Annotated in this window: 12 protein-coding genes; 5 read left to right on the top strand and 7 right to left on the bottom strand. The window is 43.6% G+C overall.

The window, feature by feature from the left end; all coding sequences use genetic code 11:
- Positions 1 to 171: 171 nt before the first annotated feature.
- Both rnt and pyrC read right to left on the bottom strand, forming a co-directional pair.
- A complete protein-coding gene (rnt, locus tag JMY01_RS08990) occupies positions 172 to 831 on the bottom strand; it encodes a ribonuclease T (protein WP_227678015.1) in 660 nt (219 codons plus the stop codon).
- Positions 832 to 1,125: 294 nt separating this feature from the next.
- On the bottom strand, positions 1,126 to 2,196 hold the full coding sequence (gene pyrC / locus JMY01_RS08985; RefSeq protein WP_201575237.1) for a dihydroorotase: 1,071 nt from the start codon (positions 2,194 to 2,196) through the stop codon (positions 1,126 to 1,128).
- A 504-nt stretch (positions 2,197 to 2,700) separates the two neighbouring features.
- Here pyrC and JMY01_RS08980 point away from each other — a divergent pair.
- The gene (locus JMY01_RS08980; protein WP_201575236.1) at positions 2,701 to 3,939 is read left to right on the top strand and encodes an argininosuccinate synthase; all 1,239 of its coding nucleotides are present in this window, start codon (positions 2,701 to 2,703) and stop codon (positions 3,937 to 3,939) included.
- Between the two features lie 131 nt (positions 3,940 to 4,070).
- Here the strand turns inward: JMY01_RS08980 and JMY01_RS08975 are convergent, their stop codons facing one another.
- Positions 4,071 to 5,390: a hypothetical protein gene (locus JMY01_RS08975; RefSeq protein WP_201575235.1), complete on the bottom strand. Its 1,320-nt coding sequence runs from the start codon at positions 5,388 to 5,390 to the stop codon at positions 4,071 to 4,073.
- A 135-nt stretch (positions 5,391 to 5,525) separates the two neighbouring features.
- Between JMY01_RS08975 and JMY01_RS08970 the strand changes: the two genes are divergently transcribed.
- Positions 5,526 to 6,041 carry a L,D-transpeptidase gene (locus JMY01_RS08970; RefSeq protein ID WP_201575234.1) on the top strand — a complete coding sequence of 172 codons (516 nt, stop codon included), beginning with the start codon at positions 5,526 to 5,528 and terminating at the stop codon, positions 6,039 to 6,041.
- 183 nt (positions 6,042 to 6,224) lie between these two features.
- The gene (locus JMY01_RS08965; protein ID WP_201575233.1) at positions 6,225 to 6,845 is read left to right on the top strand and encodes a nitroreductase family protein; all 621 of its coding nucleotides are present in this window, start codon (positions 6,225 to 6,227) and stop codon (positions 6,843 to 6,845) included.
- A gap of 254 nt (positions 6,846 to 7,099) precedes the next feature.
- Here the strand turns inward: JMY01_RS08965 and JMY01_RS08960 are convergent, their stop codons facing one another.
- Positions 7,100 to 8,674, bottom strand: a complete 1,575-nt coding sequence (locus JMY01_RS08960) for a CYTH and CHAD domain-containing protein (RefSeq protein WP_201575232.1) — start codon at positions 8,672 to 8,674, stop codon at positions 7,100 to 7,102.
- A 245-nt stretch (positions 8,675 to 8,919) separates the two neighbouring features.
- Positions 8,920 to 10,506 carry an isocitrate lyase gene (locus JMY01_RS08955; RefSeq protein WP_201575231.1) on the bottom strand — a complete coding sequence of 529 codons (1,587 nt, stop codon included), beginning with the start codon at positions 10,504 to 10,506 and terminating at the stop codon, positions 8,920 to 8,922.
- Between the two features lie 620 nt (positions 10,507 to 11,126).
- Here JMY01_RS08955 and JMY01_RS08950 point away from each other — a divergent pair.
- Positions 11,127 to 12,116, top strand: coding sequence for a LysR family transcriptional regulator (locus JMY01_RS08950; protein WP_201575230.1), 990 nt, complete (start codon positions 11,127 to 11,129; stop codon positions 12,114 to 12,116).
- 281 nt (positions 12,117 to 12,397) lie between these two features.
- On the top strand, positions 12,398 to 13,786 hold the full coding sequence (locus JMY01_RS08945; RefSeq protein ID WP_201575229.1) for an NAD-dependent succinate-semialdehyde dehydrogenase: 1,389 nt from the start codon (positions 12,398 to 12,400) through the stop codon (positions 13,784 to 13,786).
- Positions 13,787 to 13,906: 120 nt separating this feature from the next.
- On the opposite strand, the gene purN is transcribed toward JMY01_RS08945, so the two are convergent.
- Both purN and purM read right to left on the bottom strand, forming a co-directional pair.
- The gene (purN, locus tag JMY01_RS08940) at positions 13,907 to 14,620 is read right to left on the bottom strand and encodes a phosphoribosylglycinamide formyltransferase (RefSeq protein WP_201575228.1); all 714 of its coding nucleotides are present in this window, start codon (positions 14,618 to 14,620) and stop codon (positions 13,907 to 13,909) included.
- Positions 14,620 to 15,681, bottom strand: a complete 1,062-nt coding sequence (gene purM / locus JMY01_RS08935) for a phosphoribosylformylglycinamidine cyclo-ligase (RefSeq protein ID WP_201575227.1) — start codon at positions 15,679 to 15,681, stop codon at positions 14,620 to 14,622. The genes purN and purM overlap by 1 nt, the downstream gene beginning before the upstream one ends.
- Between the last annotated feature and the right edge of the window lie 326 nt (positions 15,682 to 16,007).

Here is a 16,007-nt window from a genome sequence, read left to right as displayed (position 1 = left end):
CTTAAGTCATCTCAGACAGACGGGAGCTATAAAAAGTAAGGGAACCATCAATTTTATTGAGATAATAAAATAGACAAACTTTGGGTGACAGTTATCTTGCTTGTCATTTATCAGCCATATCCTTATTGATTATAAAGTCAAGATGGCAAAGTCATTTTAAATGCTAACGGCCTAGGTGGCATCGTTCTCATTTAACTCTACATTGGTTGGCTCATTATGTAAAGCATTGGGCAACATAGGATAATGGTTGAGAATATGACAAAACAATTCGGCTGTTTTTTGAGTGTCGTATAGGGCAGAGTGCGCATTATTACCGTCAAAATCAAGTCCTGCAGCCTTACAAGCGCGTGCCAGTACAGTCTGACCAAATGCTAACGCTGATAAGGTCACCGTATCAAATACAGAAAACTGATGGAATGGGTTATGGTTTTTGCTATTGGTACGCAGTATGGCCGCATTTAAAAAACCTAGGTCAAAGTGAGCGTTATGACCGACCAGCACACATTGGCGACAGCCTTCGCTACGGCGTACTTCTTTGAGACCTTTAAAGATACGTCTGAGCGCAGTTTTTTCATCTTCTGCGATCGCCTTGCGCATGGGGTTGTTTGGATCGATACCCGTAAAGGCAAGGGCGCTTGCTTCTAAGTTAGCGCCTTCAAAGGGCTCGATATGAGCGTTTAGCGCCTCACCTGGATAGAACACCCCGTGTTCGTCTAGCAAGATAGGAATACAGGCAATCTCTAGTAAAGCGTCGGTATGCGAGTTAAAGCCAGCTGTCTCCACATCGACAATAACGGGCATAAACTTTCGAAAACGTTCTTTTAGCGTCATAGGTGCTGACGCTTCTTGTGCTGATTCCGTCTTATCGTTATTCACATTACTACTCACGTTTTCACTCATATTTTTAATAACGCTGTCACTCTTATTAATACTATTGGTGTTGGTGTTGATATTAAGGTTAGTACAGATGTCACTGTGCTGTTTAGCGCTGATGTCTGTCGTATTGTATTCGGTGGTCATAGCAGGTCAAATCACTTCTATCGATCGTACAAGGATGTTGAGATTATGCAACTATCCCGTGCTATCTACAATCTATAGATAGCACGTGATTATATGGAATGTTGTCTATGCTTTGAGAGACCAAGGCAAGCTGTCACCAGCCAGCAGTGGGGTCAGGGTCTGTCCATCAAAGTATGGATAGCCAGTAGGTACTTGCAGAGGGGTTTTGATCAAGGTAATGGTGCTTTCATTAACCGGTAGTCCATAGAACTGGGCACCAAAGCGGCTAGCAAAGCCTTCTAACTTATCGATTTTGCCAACACTATCAAAGGCGGTGGCATATAAAGGCATGGCATGGGCGGCACTATAGCAGCCGGCACAGCCACAAGCGGCTTCCTTCTGATCTGTCGCATGCGGTGCTGAGTCAGTGCCCAAAAAGAATTTTGGGTTACCACTGGTTGCCACATCTAGCAGCACTTTTTGATGCTTTTCACGTTTTAGGATAGGTAAGCAGTAAAAATGCGGCTTGATACCACCGAGAAGTAAGTGGTTGCGGTTGAACATCAAGTGCTGCGGGGTAATAGTAGCGGCAACCTGATTGCCCTGCGCCAATACAAAGTCCGCGGCATCACTGGTAGTAATGTGTTCCATGACGATCTTTAGCGTTGGGAATTTAGCAATTATCTGAGCGAGCACTTCTTCCAAAAAGCGCTTTTCACGATCAAAAATATCGACATGATCATGAGTCACTTCACCATGGAGTAATAGTGGTAGATCGTATTTTTCCATCGCTTCAAACACATCAACACAAGCATTGATATTGGTCACGCCGTCAGCAGAGTTGGTGGTTGCACCAGCAGGATAAAGCTTCACTGCTTGAACGACACCTGATTTGGCCGCTATTTCAATGTCTTTTGCGGTTGTGTTATCCGTCAGATACAGTGTCATGCGCGGATCAAAAGCAGCTTTGCGCTCGTCGCTTAAGTCACTGTCTTGTAAGTGTTGGAGGATGCGCTGACGATAAGCCAGTGCTTCATCGGCATTTTTGACAGGCGGTACCAGGTTGGGCATACAAATAACCCGATTAAAACTGTTGGCAGCATGTGGCACAGTCGTTGCCAGTGCTTTATCGTCACGAAGATGAATGTGCCAATCATCTGGCTGCAAGATGGTTAACTCTGGAATTGAATCAGTCATAGTTTTCATATCTTCTAATAAGGAAGTCAAAGAAAGGGATAGTGCTTGTTTAAGTATTATCTGGAACTGTTTGAATGTTCAACAGACTCTAATCAGTAGCAGCTATATATAAATGTATAAAGCTTGTGAATACAAAATACGCCTGAATGATTGTTTAACATATAATTTATTTGAGTTTAATTTGTTATTGTTATGGCCTTGAAAGCGTTTTTATTATCGATGGATAAGCGACTGTTAATGACAGTATTTACTCAAGCTATCATAACAGGTTTGCTGGCATGACTAAATATCTGGCGGGTGATAAGTGTGCAAATAGTCGCACGTGACAGTATGTCTGACGCTAACGACTCTAAAGTTTTGGCTAAAACTTAGCTTTGCACGGGCGTTGCACTTTTGCCGATAGTGAATATGATGTACACTGAGCAGGCAATCTATCTTTTGACTCGTTATCTGTGTTTTACTTAACAATAAAATATCATACTATTTTCATACTAGGAGTTATCTATGGCTCAGCTTGATCCAAAAAATATCAATAAAATTGTGTTAGCGTATTCTGGTGGTCTTGATACGTCAATCATCGCTAGATGGTTACAAGAAACTTATGATGCAGAAGTGATTACTTTCACCGCCGACATCGGTCAAGGCGAAGAAGTCGAGCCGGCACGCGCTAAAGCTGAAGCAATGGGTATCAAACATATCCACATCGAAGACTTGCGTGAAGAGTTTGCTCGCGATTATGTGTTCCCAATGTTCCGTGCCAATGCTATCTATGAAGGCGAGTACTTACTTGGTACTTCTATTGCGCGTCCACTGATTGCCAAGCGTTTGGTTGAAATTGCAAAAGAGCATGGTGCTGATGCCATCAGTCATGGTGCCACTGGTAAAGGTAATGACCAAGTACGTTTTGAGCTGGGCGCTGTGGCATTGTCGCCAGATGTGGTCACTATTGCTCCTTGGCGTGAGTGGGACTTATCAAGCCGTGAAAGCTTAATGCAATATGCCGAAGAGCATGACATTGCTATCGATTATGCCAATAAAAAGACCAAGTCACCTTATTCGATGGACGCCAACTTACTGCACATCTCATATGAAGGTGGCATTCTAGAAGATCCGTATGCTGAAGCAGAAGACGATATGTGGCGCTGGTCAGTCAGTCCAGAAGAAGCGCCTGATGAGGCTCAGTATTTGGAGTTAGAGTATGAAAAAGGTGATATCGTCGCCATTGACGGTGAGCGTTTGAAGCCTTGTGAGATAATGATCAAGCTCAATGAGATTGGTGGTCAGCATGGTATCGGACGTTTAGACATCGTAGAAAACCGTTATGTCGGTATGAAGTCACGTGGCTGTTATGAGACACCAGCTGGCACGATTATGCTAAAAGCCCATCGTGGTATCGAGTCGCTCACGCTTGATCGTGAAGCCGCGCATCTAAAAGATGAGCTCATGCCGCGCTATGCAAAGATTATCTACAACGGCTACTGGTTCAGCCCTGAGCGTATGATGCTACAGGCTTTGATTGACAAGTCGCAAGAGTATGTCAATGGTACGGTCCGTGTAAAGCTGTACAAAGGTAGCGTCAGTGTGGTCGGACGTAAGTCAGATGACTCATTGTTTGACGAAAAAATTGCCACCTTTGAAGATGACGCTGGTGCCTATGATCAAAAAGACGCAGAAGGCTTTATCCGTCTAAATGGTCTACGTCTGGCTATCGAAGCTAGCCGTGGTCGTGATTTATCAAAATAAGATTTTTGATTGTTTTTAATTAAGTAGTTATTTGAAATGAAAGACAAAAACAGAGACCTATCTATAGTGTCTCTGTTTTTTTATGGCTAGTTTTTATGAGTGCTAAAGACTGTCTTTCGTCAGTCACTCTGTTATTCAGCTGCGGTTGACTCTAGGCTATCATCCTCATCGACTTTGACGATGGCCACATCTTGCTGCTGGCGTTCTTCGGCCGAAACCTGTTTCACTATTGGTTCTGCTTGAGAAGCGTTGTCAGGCTTTTGCATTTGATATTTCAAAGTGGCAAGTGCGCCAAGTCCACCGATGACTAAGATGATCAATAGAATGACAGGATTCCTCCAGAGAGGCTTTGGTGCGTCGTATTCAATCGGTGTCTCACTAGTAGTCACTGGCGTATTGTCACTATTACCCCCGAGTAACCCTAAGCTCACAAAAGGAGGCGTGGGCGGAGTCGCAGGTTCAGAGGTAATGCGTAAACGGTTGCGACTGAGATAGATATCAGAGATTTTTGCGAGCTGTAATAACCAACGTTGATGTGGCAGGGCGATAGCATGCATTTGTGCAAATACCAGCATGTCATTATGACGGCCTTGCTGCAAGTTATCAGATGAGCGCCCGATTGCTTTGAGATAGTTGGAAGTGGCTTGCTGCATATCTTGTACCGCAAGATCATGCTTTGGTTCAAAGCCAGTGAGCTCAAACCAGTAAGTATCAAAGGAAGGCGGAGTTAGAGTCAGCGCTGTAGCTTCTGAAGCTATATCAGTTATATCTTCTAAGTGCTCATTCTCTGATGCGATTTCTTGATGTTGATTTTGCTGTTTATTGATATCGTCTGCATGAGCCGCGTTTTTATTATTGGCACTATCTTGGCTTGCTTCGTTGGCATTATTGGTATTTTCGACTAATGTAGGCGTGGTTGTTAGCGCTTTTTCCTCAAAGCGCTGAGCGGACAAAAACTGCGGCTGTAGGGCAAACCATTTATCCAGCTCCTCATTGTCGAGCTTGCTATAGTCGGCTAAGATGGCAAGCTCTCGGAGCACGATGACGCACAGACAGGTAAGTAAGGTTTGTACTTGTGCCGTAGTTGCATCAACCTGCGTGGCAATATACTCACTGGCCTTGACAACGCGTGCATTATCACCAAATATGGCGTCGGCCACATCATGACGATGGTACAAGGTTGCATTGATAGTCGCAAAGTTCATGGAGTTGTGTTGACGTAGTTCTTTGACTGCTCCACGATTGAACAGCTTTTTATTGACTGTTTGACCTTGATGGCGCTGTTGATAAGCGAGTAAAGCGCTTACGATAGCCTGTAAGCTGGCACTAAGGGCAAGACGGGTCTGTGGTAGTGACAGCTGAGCTGCATCAGCCAATAACGACACCATGGGCTGGGTATCTTGGTACAAAAAGTCATACATCGACACACGTGTCGGTGAAATAGTCGTCATAATCTGCTAGCATCAAAAAAGTGTGCCTATATATTACGGTGCCAACTGCCTTGATACAATCCCCTAACATTAGAATTTTTATTATTTCTTAAATTGCGCCACAGATACTCAATAAGTAACAGCTGGGAAAATAAAATGACCAAAAATGATGCCACTGCCACGCAGATAGTGATCAATATCGCTCAGCAAACGCTAGCGGTATATCAGCAAAATAAAAAAACGGCTCACTATACAGTGTCTACTGCCAAAAACGGCAGCGGCAGTCAGCAAGATAGTGGCTGTACGCCGCTTGGTAAGCATGTCATTGCCAAAAAGATAGGTGGCAACGCGCCCATCAATGCCGTGTTTGTCGGGCGCGTGCCCACAGGAGAGGTATATGATGCTGAGCTTGGAGCGTTACACTCTGAGCGCGATTGGATATTGAGCCGTATTTTATGGCTAAGTGGTCTTGAAGAAGGAAGTAATAAAGGTAGCAATAACCAAGGCGGCTGTGATACTTATCAGCGTTATATTTATATTCATGGCACGCCAGATACCGAACCAATGGGCATCCCACTCTCACATGGCTGCGTGCGTATGCGTAATGACGATATAGCTGAGCTATTTGAGCAAGTTGTAGAGGGTACAAGGGTAACTATAGTTGCTGATTAAATGATAGGTCACTAAAAAACCTGAGTAAAACAGAATAACTTTATAGAGTTATTGATAAAATCAACTTAATATGGGCTGGTTATTTTTAAGTATATTGCTATAATGACGTCCCTATAAGCGGATGAAAATTTAACGCTAAAATTGCTCACTTAATATTTAATGGTAATAACAAGGATAATTATAATGTCTAAAGCGACTCTTGCAACTGTGCAACAAGCATTTAATGATCGTCGTTCTATCTATGCGTTGGGTAGCGATTTGCCAGTAAAGCCACAAGAAATTCTTGATGTGATTGAAAGTGTGATACTGCATACGCCTTCAGCTTTTAACTCACAGTCATCACGTATGGTGGTGGTATTTGGTGAGAAGCATCAGCAGCTGTGGGATATCACAGAGGCCAAAGTACGTGAAGCAGTTGGTGATGGCGACTTTACTGCCAGCAAGCAAAAGATTGATGGCTTTCGTGCTGCCGCGGGTACGATTTTGTTTTATGAAGACCACAAAGTCGTCCAATCGCTGCAAGAGCAGTTTGCGCTATATGCTGACAGGTTTCCTATCTGGGCACAGCAAACATCAGGCATGCATCAGCATGCGGCATGGACAGAGCTAAGCGCACTAGGTGTTGGCGCAAACCTGCAGCATTATAATCCATTGATTGATGAAGAGGTGGCTGCGGCTTTTTCAGTGGAAGACAGTTGGGAGCTGGTTGCGCAAATGCCGTTTGGTAATATTGTCCAACCTGCGGGCGAGAAGAGCTATCAGTCTATCGATGAGCGTGTGAAGGTAATCGGACTAGACAGCTAGTACCAAACCCAAAAAGTGCGATTAACTTTGTCAAACTTGCTAAGCCTACTAGGTGTAGTACTTGCGCAAGTTTTCCGCGCTACTCTAATTTTTGGAAATGGTATAAGATCCATAGTCTAAAACAGTTTAAATGCTAATAGTTTAAACAATAAAAAAGACAGCCGTTATTAAAGCGGCTGTCTTTTTTTATCTTTACTCATCTGTTCGCTCATTCAGAACTTATCGTTCAGATTGAGGATACGCTCTAGCCAGTATTACCAAAAGGTAGTGCTGCTGCGGGGTTTTTCTAAGCGTTTTTGATAGCGTTTTTCACGCTTGACTAAAGTTGCAGCAAACCAACCAGCGCCATACAAGGCATTGGGCTCAGTAGCTGATTTTTGCAAATAATAATCTTTATGGTGTAGGTTGTCGAGATATTGCCCCAGTGCTTTTTGGGCTTTGGCTAAGCGCTTTATCCAGCGCTTGCTTTGTTTTTTAGAGTATAGAGGCGCAGCAAACTCACTGATATAGCGTAAGCTCTTTAGATGACTATTTAGATGATTGTGCAGCTTATGCTGAGCCTTTTGCTCATCATTACTATTTGAGCTGACATCGCCTGCGTTATCGATGTCTAAATCATCGAGATTGTGCTCGGCTTCGAGCAGCTTGGTATGATGTTTAGATAATATTTTTGTCAATTTATCTATGGCAAGCTTGTCCGCTTGCGCTTCAGTACTAGGATCACTCATACTAAAGGCGATCAGCTCAAGTAAAGTCAGTTGGAAGTCGTTGGCCTGTACCGCATCAATAGGGGATACCTTAATGTTTTTTAGCTCTGCACTCCAATCTACAGTGGGAGCACCTTGCTGCTCAAGCTTGGGCTGTACGGTATGCGCTAAATAAGCCACTTCACGGTATTCATCCAATAAAGTAGCAGTTTGCTTAAGAATAACTGACCATTCAGGATTGAGTTGATCTGAGAAATTATTGAAAGCCTTTAAAGCAGATTGAAGCCGCTGAATACCGATACGCAGTTGCAAGATATGATCATCATCTTCGCTGCCTTCGGCGATAGCGCTACTATTTGGTAGTATTTGTAATAAACAGTTATTGACTACTGCGCGGATAAAAGTAGGTCTACTACTGTCTTTATGAACCTCAAGTTGGCTAAGATTGGCACTGACCGCTGGACTATACGCTTGCTCTGTAATCAGCAAGCCACCACGTTCCGCTTTGGTCACTGTGGACAGGCAAAGCTTATAGCGTTTGCACCAAGTCTTGGCAGTGGCAAATAAAAAGTCCAAATCCCCCGATACCAATTCAAACTCAATTTCTTTAATGGCTTGGCGCTGAGTATCGTCCTTACCATGGATGATCTTACCATGGTCATATGCCACTTCTATACTGCTTTCGTTTTTATAGTTTTTATCATCTACTAGCAGGCGAGTAGTGCGCTCTACATCAGTAACATATTGACGAGTTAAATTTTTGGCAAGTTTCTTTAGCTTAAATTTAGCCAAAGCTGGGGCGATAGCTGTGTCTTTATAAATGGTTAAATCTGGCATTAAGGCATTATTGTTTAGCATGGCTTGGACATGCTCATGATCCAAGGTGGTATTGTGCTCTAGACGTGCAGCAATGCCGTCACCACGGGCTTTGATGGTCTGTACCCAGTTATTGCCTTCTTTACGAATACGTAAGCCAATACCTGCCTGAGCCAGCTGCTGATCTGGTGTATCGTAATAGTGGGCTGCTAATTGAGTCACTTGTGAGGATTTTACTTTTGCTTGACGCATCAGACCTTTTAGACGTGCTGGTGGTATCAAAAACCTCAGTTCTATCTCTTGCACGGTCGAATCCTCCTTTGCAACTCTATTAATTTGTTACTGGTTATAGACCTACTATGTCTTAAATCAATGCATGTGACAAGAGTATCTTTTATAAAATCGCATGTAGTTAGGTTGTTTGCAGCGATGGTTAAGGGGTTTTTTTAATGTTTTTTCACAAGCATGCGCCCTTTTATATAAACGTAAAAAAGCCGCCCTATATTATAGGACGGCTTTTCTTGTAACGTGCAGTTATAGATTGTCGGTGATTAGAACTGGTTCATCGTGTTCTTGCCGCCGCCAGCTTTAAGTGCGTTGTCACCAGAGAAGATTTCTTTGTGGTCATCGCCAAGGTCAGAGCCAGCCATTGCTTGGTGCTTAACACAGTCGATGCCTTCACGGATTTCTTTACGTTGTACGCCAGCAGCATAAGCAAGCATACCGTCTTCACCGAAATAGCCTTTAGCAAGCTCATGCACGCTAAGCGCTGTAGTGTGGTAAGTAGGTAGCGTGATCAAGTGATGGAATACACCCGCTTCACGTGACGCATCACGCTGGAAGTTCTTAGCAGCGATATCAGCAGCTTCATCAAGCTCAGTACCGTCGTAATCAGCACTCATCAAGTCATCTTTATTGTACGCAGAGATGTCTTTGCCTTCTTCTTCCCACTGAGCGATGATTTGCTTACGGAAGTTAAGCGTCCAGTTGAACGATGGGCTGTTGTTATAAACAAGCTTCGCTTTTGGCTCTTGCTCTTTAATACGATCAACCATCATTTTGATGTGTTCAACGTCTGGAGTCGGTGTTTCGATCCATAGTAGGTCAGCGCCGTTTTGCAAGGCAGTTACACAGTCAAGTACAACACGGTCGATGTTCGTTTCTTCACGGAACTGATATAGACCGTTTGGCAGACGAACTGGACGTACTAGTTTGCCGTTGTGCTTAAGCAAGCTGTCGTTTTCTTTTGCATCTTCAAGAGTCACTTCTTCCATTTCGATGAAGTCGATGTACTGAGAAGCAAGGTCGCCTGGCTCTTCTGATACTGGAATTTTTTGCGTTAGTGATGCGCCTTCAGAGTCAGTACGTGCAACGATAATACCGTCTTCAACGCCAAGCTCTAGGAATGCATAACGAATCGCGTTGATTTTTGCGATGTAATCTTCATGTGGAACCGTTACTTTACCAGCTTGGTGACCACACTGCTTAGCGTCAGATACTTGGTTTTCAACCTGGATAGCACAAGCACCTGCTTCGATCATTTGCTTGGTTAACAAGTAAGTCGCTTCTTCGTTACCGAAACCAGCGTCGATGTCAGCAATGATTGGCACAACATGTGTTTCAAAGTTTTCGATTTTTTCTAGGATAGCTGAAGTATCTTGACCAGCTTCTTCTGCAGCGTTTAGCTCACGGAAGTAGTCGTTTAGTACTTTAGCATCGGCTTGACGTAAGAAAGTGTAGATCTCTTCGATTAGCTTAGGTACTGAAGTTTTTTCGTGCATAGATTGGTCAGGTAGAGGACCGAACTCAGAACGAAGGGCCGCAACCATCCAACCTGATAGGTAGATGTAAGTTTTAGACGTCGTACCGAAGTATTTTTTCTTAGCGTACATGGTTTGCTGGGCAACAAAGCCATGCCATGCACCTAAAGACTGCGTGTACTGAGACGTATCATTGTCATAGTCTTCCATATCTTGACGCATGACTTTTGCAGTATATTTTGCGATATCCAAACCAGTTTTAAAACGGTTTTGTGACATCATACGTGCCGCATCAGTTTCGCTGATATTCTGCCAGTTACCGTGCTTTTGCTTAAGTTCACGTACTAAATCGATCGCTGATTTATATGCAGTTGACATCTATAGTCTCCTTGGTGGGGTGTGAAAAATTAACGAACAAAATCAATTGGTAAAATGATCATAACTATATTTGCGTGGGATTCGCAGGGATTACAATATGGTGGCATTGATTATATCGAAGCGTCATTGCTGGTAGCATGACTAAAAATGTAGTGAGATTAGAGTAATAAACAATAATCCGTCATAAGCCTCAGCTTTATTACACTAAACAAACTTACGGATAAACACAAGGATATACTCAATAGTGCTATCATTACTTCTCGATAAGAAGTGATACAATAACCTAGTATGAGCTCAAAAACGTGTCACCAAAGTTAGGTGTGGTAGTCAGTTGATATGAGCTTTATAATCTGACCTTCGATTTGCCTACACAGGTCACTATAGCGGTCTTACTAGGATTTATCTAATTTATGATAGTTATCTTTAGTATTTTTTAAATGTATAGTGTAATGAAAACAAGTACTTAACCCAGTTGTTTTGTAGCGTGGCAGAGAGGGGTTTGGCAGATCGTCAGTAAAAATCAGGGTTTGATTATACGGTTTTAACGTATATAGATCACAATAGCGGGTAAAGTCGCCAATTTTGATAGGGCGTTTATTTTAAAGCAAAGAGAAATATGTATGAATTTGCAGCGGGTTGATTTGAATTTATTGGTACATTTAGATGTATTGTTACGAGAAAAAAACGTCACACGAGCTGCTGAGCAATTAGGCATCACCCAGCCTGCGATGAGTAATATTTTGCGGCGTCTGCGTAAGCTATTCAACGATCCGCTATTGGTACGATCTTCTGAAGGTATGACGCCGACTGAGCGTGCCTTAGAGCTGCAGCCGCGGATTCGCGAGATACTCGCGGACTTAACCCAAGTACTCGAACCACGTACTGAGTTTCGCCCTTATACCACCTCGCGTGTTTTTCGTATTATGACCTCAGACTATGCGGAAGCAACCTTGGTACCTAAGCTGGTAAAAGCGCTGCGCTCTGAGGCACCCAATGTTATCTTAGACTTTTTGACCCCATCTGATGTCTCTTATCGTGACATGGAGCAAGGCCGAGTTGATTTGGCGATCAACCGTTTTAATGAGATACCGCAAAGCTTTCATCAAGTATTGGTCTGGCGAGATACTTTTAGTTGTTTATTGTCAGCTGATAGCCCTATTGCCAATCGCTTTAACTTAAAAAACTATCTCAAAGCGCAACACGTTTGGGTGTCAAAGACGGGTATGGGTGTGGGTTTCGGTGTAAACCCAGAGAAATCTGGCGGTCTTGGCTCTATCGATCAAGCGCTGCAACGTCTGGGACAAAAGCGCCAAATCAGTGTCTTTACCCGTCATTACCAAATGCCGGCCATGCTCGCTGCTAATAAAGATTTGATAGCGACGCTGCCCACACGTGTGGCGAGAATGCAGGCAAATAACGATAGTATCGTTATGAAAGAGCCACCATTTTTTATCCCTGAGTTTGAGCTAACGATGGCGTGGTCACCATTACTGCAACATCATCCAGCCCATCGCTGGTTAAGACAGCTGATCATGCATGTCGCAAGGCAAGTGGTTGCGGATGAAGAGCATCAACCGCAGGAAATTCCAGTGATCAACCATTTGTTTTGATGCGTTGTTATTTGCTTAAGCGATATGCTTAACTGTCAGATATATAAATGAGATAAATAAAAAGGACCAGCCGATACGTTGGTCTTTTTATTGTCTTGATTCTGAGTTCAAGGGCACAGTCACATTCTTAACATCTTACGCACACTTCTTTATAACTTGTAAACCTACTCAGTGCGCATTTTGTTATGCTTAAAGGACATAGAGAAACAATGAACATCAAGAAAAAGACACGTCCTAATCAAACCAATTCAAAAATACTCTAATAAATAAGGATAATAATCATGGCAGATATTACTACTGTGAACCCAGCGACGGGTAAAGACATTAAAGATTATAGCTATATGAGTGATGATGAGGTCAACAAAATCATTGACGCATCGCATAAAGCGTTTTCGGAGTGGCGTTTGGTCAGTTCAGAAGAACGCGCTAAAGTCATCAATTCTATCGGCGATACGCTGATGAAATACAAAGATGAGCTCGCAAAGCTAATGACTGAGGAGCGCGGTAAAACGCTAGAGGCAAGTTTAGAAGAAGTTGACTTGTGTAAAGCCATTTGTGATTTCACCGCTGGTGAAGGCGTTGCGGCATTGGCGCAAGATGAGCGCGATATTGAAGGCATCAAAAAAGGGTTAGTACGCTATGACCCCATTGGTATCATCTATGGTATCCAGCCATGGAACTTCCCAGCTTATCAAGTGTTCCGCTATACCATTGCAAACTTGATGGCAGGTAACAGTATTTTACTTAAGCACGCCTCGAACGTCACAGGCTCAGGCTTGCTGATTGAAAAAATCATGCATGAGTCTGACTTACCGAACGATTTATTCCGTGCTCTAATCATCAGTCATGATCAGTCTGAGCAGGTTATTGAACATGAAAAAGTACGCGGTGTAACGCTGACAGGTAGTGATGTGGCCGGTAGAGTAGTGGCACAGCAAGCAGCCAAAGTGCTGAAAAAGACGGTCATGGAGCTTGGCTCTAATGATGCTTTTATCGTATTAGAAGACGCAGACCTAGACTTAGCAGCCACAACTTGTGCGCATGCTCGCCTATACAATAACGGTGAGACTTGTATCGCTGCCAAACGCTTCGTGGTAGTAGATAGTGTCTATGATAAGTTCCGTGATTTAGTGATTGAAAAGTTCAAAGAATATAAAGTAGGCGATCCGATGGATGACTCTACTGATGTAGGCCCTATGTCGAGTAGTAAGCAGCGTGATAACTTGCATGAGCAAGTTCAAGAGAGTGTGAGCAAAGGCGCAACGATTACGCTCGGTGGTGAAATCCCTGATAAGGCTGGTGCTTTTTATCCACCAACCATCTTGGAGAATATCAAGCCAGATCAGCCAGCGTATAAAGATGAGTTATTTGGTCCAGTTGCTTCTTTAATTCGTGCCAAAGATCAAGAAGATGCATTCCGTATCGCCAATGACAGTCGTTATGGACTGGGCGGTGCCATCTTCTCCAAAGACGAAGACAAAGCCATCAGTTTGGCTCAAGAGCACTTCGATACAGGGATGGTTTACATCAATGGTTATAACTTAGTTCATCCAGCATTGCCATTTGGTGGCGTCAAAGATTCGGGTTATGGCCGTGAACATGGCGGCTTTGGTATCAAGGAGTTTGTTAATATCAAAGCAGTACACGTCGTGGGTAAAAAACCTGCCTAACTTCTACAACTATCTGTAACGCTTATAATCATCTATAAATGCAAAAACACCCCGTTGCTAAGCAGCGGGGTGTTTTTATTGGTAGGTCATTATTTTTATTGATAAGTCGTTATTAGAGCCTTAGCCATTTAACCAAAGCTTTAAAGGAAGGGCGGGTAAGTTGGCAGACTTAGCGCCATTATTTTGAGTGGTTAGCTGATTGATATTCAATATATCCTTTGCGATAAGCATAATCGTCCACGGTAGCAGTTGATGCTCAAGCTTTTGCACACGTGCTTGCAGACTGTCCGCTGTATCCTTTTGAGCAACTTCTAGCAATGCTTGGGTCAAAACAGCACCCGCATCGAGCTCAGCTGTGACGACATGAATGCTACAACCATGGTGACGCTCACCTGCTTGGATGGCACGCTGATGAGTATCCAGACCTTTATAGACAGGTAGTAATGAAGGATGCAGGTTAATCATCGGTGCTGGCGCATTGTCGATGAATCCAGCGCTGAGTACACGCATAAAACCAGCGAGCACAATTAGATCAGGCTGCCATACCGTCAATTGGTCATTAGCGTGGCTTTCAAAGGTTTTGATACCCATGCGTTTGCCCTTAGCAACGTGTGACAACACCGCTATTGGAATATTGGCATCTTGCGCACGTGTGATGGCATAAGCATCCTCACGATTACTAATGACGCCGACTATCTCAATCGGTAGCGAACCTGCTTGCATCGCATCTATCAGTACTTGTAGATTACTACCACTACCTGACACCAATACCGCAATGCGTAAAGGTTTATTGGCTTGGTTTATAGGGTCAGCTGATAGTGTTGATACGGACATTAACGGTACACCACAGCATCCGCCTGGTCATCAGTGCTGCGCTTGACCATCTCACCCAGTTGCCATGCTGTCTCGCCAGCATCGTTCAAAGTGTTGATGGCTGCTTCAGCTTTGTCTTTTGGCACAACGATGACAAAACCAACGCCACAGTTAAAGGTACGGTACATCTCGCTTTGGCTGATATTACCTTGGGTTTGTAGCCAAGTGAATAGCTCTGAGAACTGCCAGCTATTGGTATCGATGCTAGCAGCTAGATTATCTGGTAATACACGTGGTAAGTTATCCGTTAAGCCGCCACCAGTGATATGTGACATAGCATGCAGGGCAGAATTACCAAGGGTGTCTTGCAGGGCTTTGATAGCTTTTACATAGATGCGAGTAGGCGCCATCAGCGCGTCTTGGATAGATTGCCCGTCTAGTTGCTCATCGCTATTAGTAACGTCAATACCGCTGACTTCGATGACTTTACGTACTAATGAATAGCCGTTTGAATGTGCACCACTTGAAGCAAGCGCAATGAGCACATCACCTTCTGCGACATTTTCACCAGTGATAACTTCCGCTTCTTCGACCACGCCCACACAAAATCCAGCTAGATCATAATCATCATCTTGATACATGCCCGGCATTTCAGCAGTTTCACCGCCGATAAGTGCACAATTGGCTTGTTTACAGCCTTCACCGATACCAGTGACTACAGTAGCAGCGGTCTCGACATCAAGCTTGCCCGTTGCATAATAATCTAAAAAGAATAATGGCTCGGCACCGCAAACCAATAAATCGTTGACACACATGGCGACCAAATCAATACCGATAGTATCATGACGATTCAGCTGCAAGGCCAGTTTGAGCTTGGTGCCCACGCCGTCAGTGCCAGAGACAAGTAGAGGAGAGGTGTAACCTGTTGGAATGCGGCATAATGCGCCAAACCCACCAAGCCCACCCACGACTTCAGGACGAGTAGTGGCTTTTGCTACGGATTTTATCCGCTGAACCAGCGCGTCGCCTGCATCAATATCAACACCGGCATCTTTGTAGCTTAAAGAAGGCTTATCACTCATGGTTATCTCACAATTGGGGTTAAATAATTCGAACGAACAGTCGAAATCGATAAATAGAATCAGAGAAGTAAGGTTTGAAGACAGTGGGCGCATTATACCCAAAAATAGCCCTTACTCGCAAAGCAACTTACCAATTATCAGTGAATATTAATCATAAGCACCAAATAAAGAGCTAAGAAACAAAAAATGACTGATTTTTCATCTTACTCTGCGATAATAAAGAGCTTAAATCACAGCTTCTAAAGTTACAGTTATTTAAGCTATGGTCTATAGGCAGTTGTTATGTCATAGTTTACGATAAGGCTATCGTATAAATAGCTATGGTA

Source organism: Psychrobacter sp. H8-1, assembly GCF_904846575.1.
In the GTDB taxonomy this organism is placed as follows: domain Bacteria; phylum Pseudomonadota; class Gammaproteobacteria; order Pseudomonadales; family Moraxellaceae; genus Psychrobacter; species Psychrobacter fulvigenes.
This window is presented reverse-complemented; position numbering and strand designations above follow the sequence as displayed.

Excerpts from the sequence above, each read along its gene's own strand:
- JMY01_RS08965 (WP_201575233.1), top strand. The coding sequence starts at position 6,225 with ATGTCTAAAGCGACTCTTGCAACTGTGCAACAAGCATTTAATGATCGT.
- JMY01_RS08970 (WP_201575234.1), top strand. The coding sequence starts at position 5,526 with ATGACCAAAAATGATGCCACTGCCACGCAGATAGTGATCAATATCGCT.
- JMY01_RS08945 (WP_201575229.1), top strand. The coding sequence starts at position 12,398 with ATGGCAGATATTACTACTGTGAACCCAGCGACGGGTAAAGACATTAAA.
- pyrC (WP_201575237.1), bottom strand. The coding sequence starts at position 2,196 with ATGACTGATTCAATTCCAGAGTTAACCATCTTGCAGCCAGATGATTGG.
- JMY01_RS08980 (WP_201575236.1), top strand. The coding sequence starts at position 2,701 with ATGGCTCAGCTTGATCCAAAAAATATCAATAAAATTGTGTTAGCGTAT.
- purN (WP_201575228.1), bottom strand. The coding sequence starts at position 14,620 with ATGTCCGTATCAACACTATCAGCTGACCCTATAAACCAAGCCAATAAA.
- JMY01_RS08975 (WP_201575235.1), bottom strand. The coding sequence starts at position 5,390 with ATGACGACTATTTCACCGACACGTGTGTCGATGTATGACTTTTTGTAC.
- rnt (WP_227678015.1), bottom strand. The coding sequence starts at position 831 with ATGACGCTAAAAGAACGTTTTCGAAAGTTTATGCCCGTTATTGTCGAT.
- JMY01_RS08955 (WP_201575231.1), bottom strand. The coding sequence starts at position 10,506 with ATGTCAACTGCATATAAATCAGCGATCGATTTAGTACGTGAACTTAAG.
- JMY01_RS08950 (WP_201575230.1), top strand. The coding sequence starts at position 11,127 with ATGAATTTGCAGCGGGTTGATTTGAATTTATTGGTACATTTAGATGTA.
- purM (WP_201575227.1), bottom strand. The coding sequence starts at position 15,681 with ATGAGTGATAAGCCTTCTTTAAGCTACAAAGATGCCGGTGTTGATATT.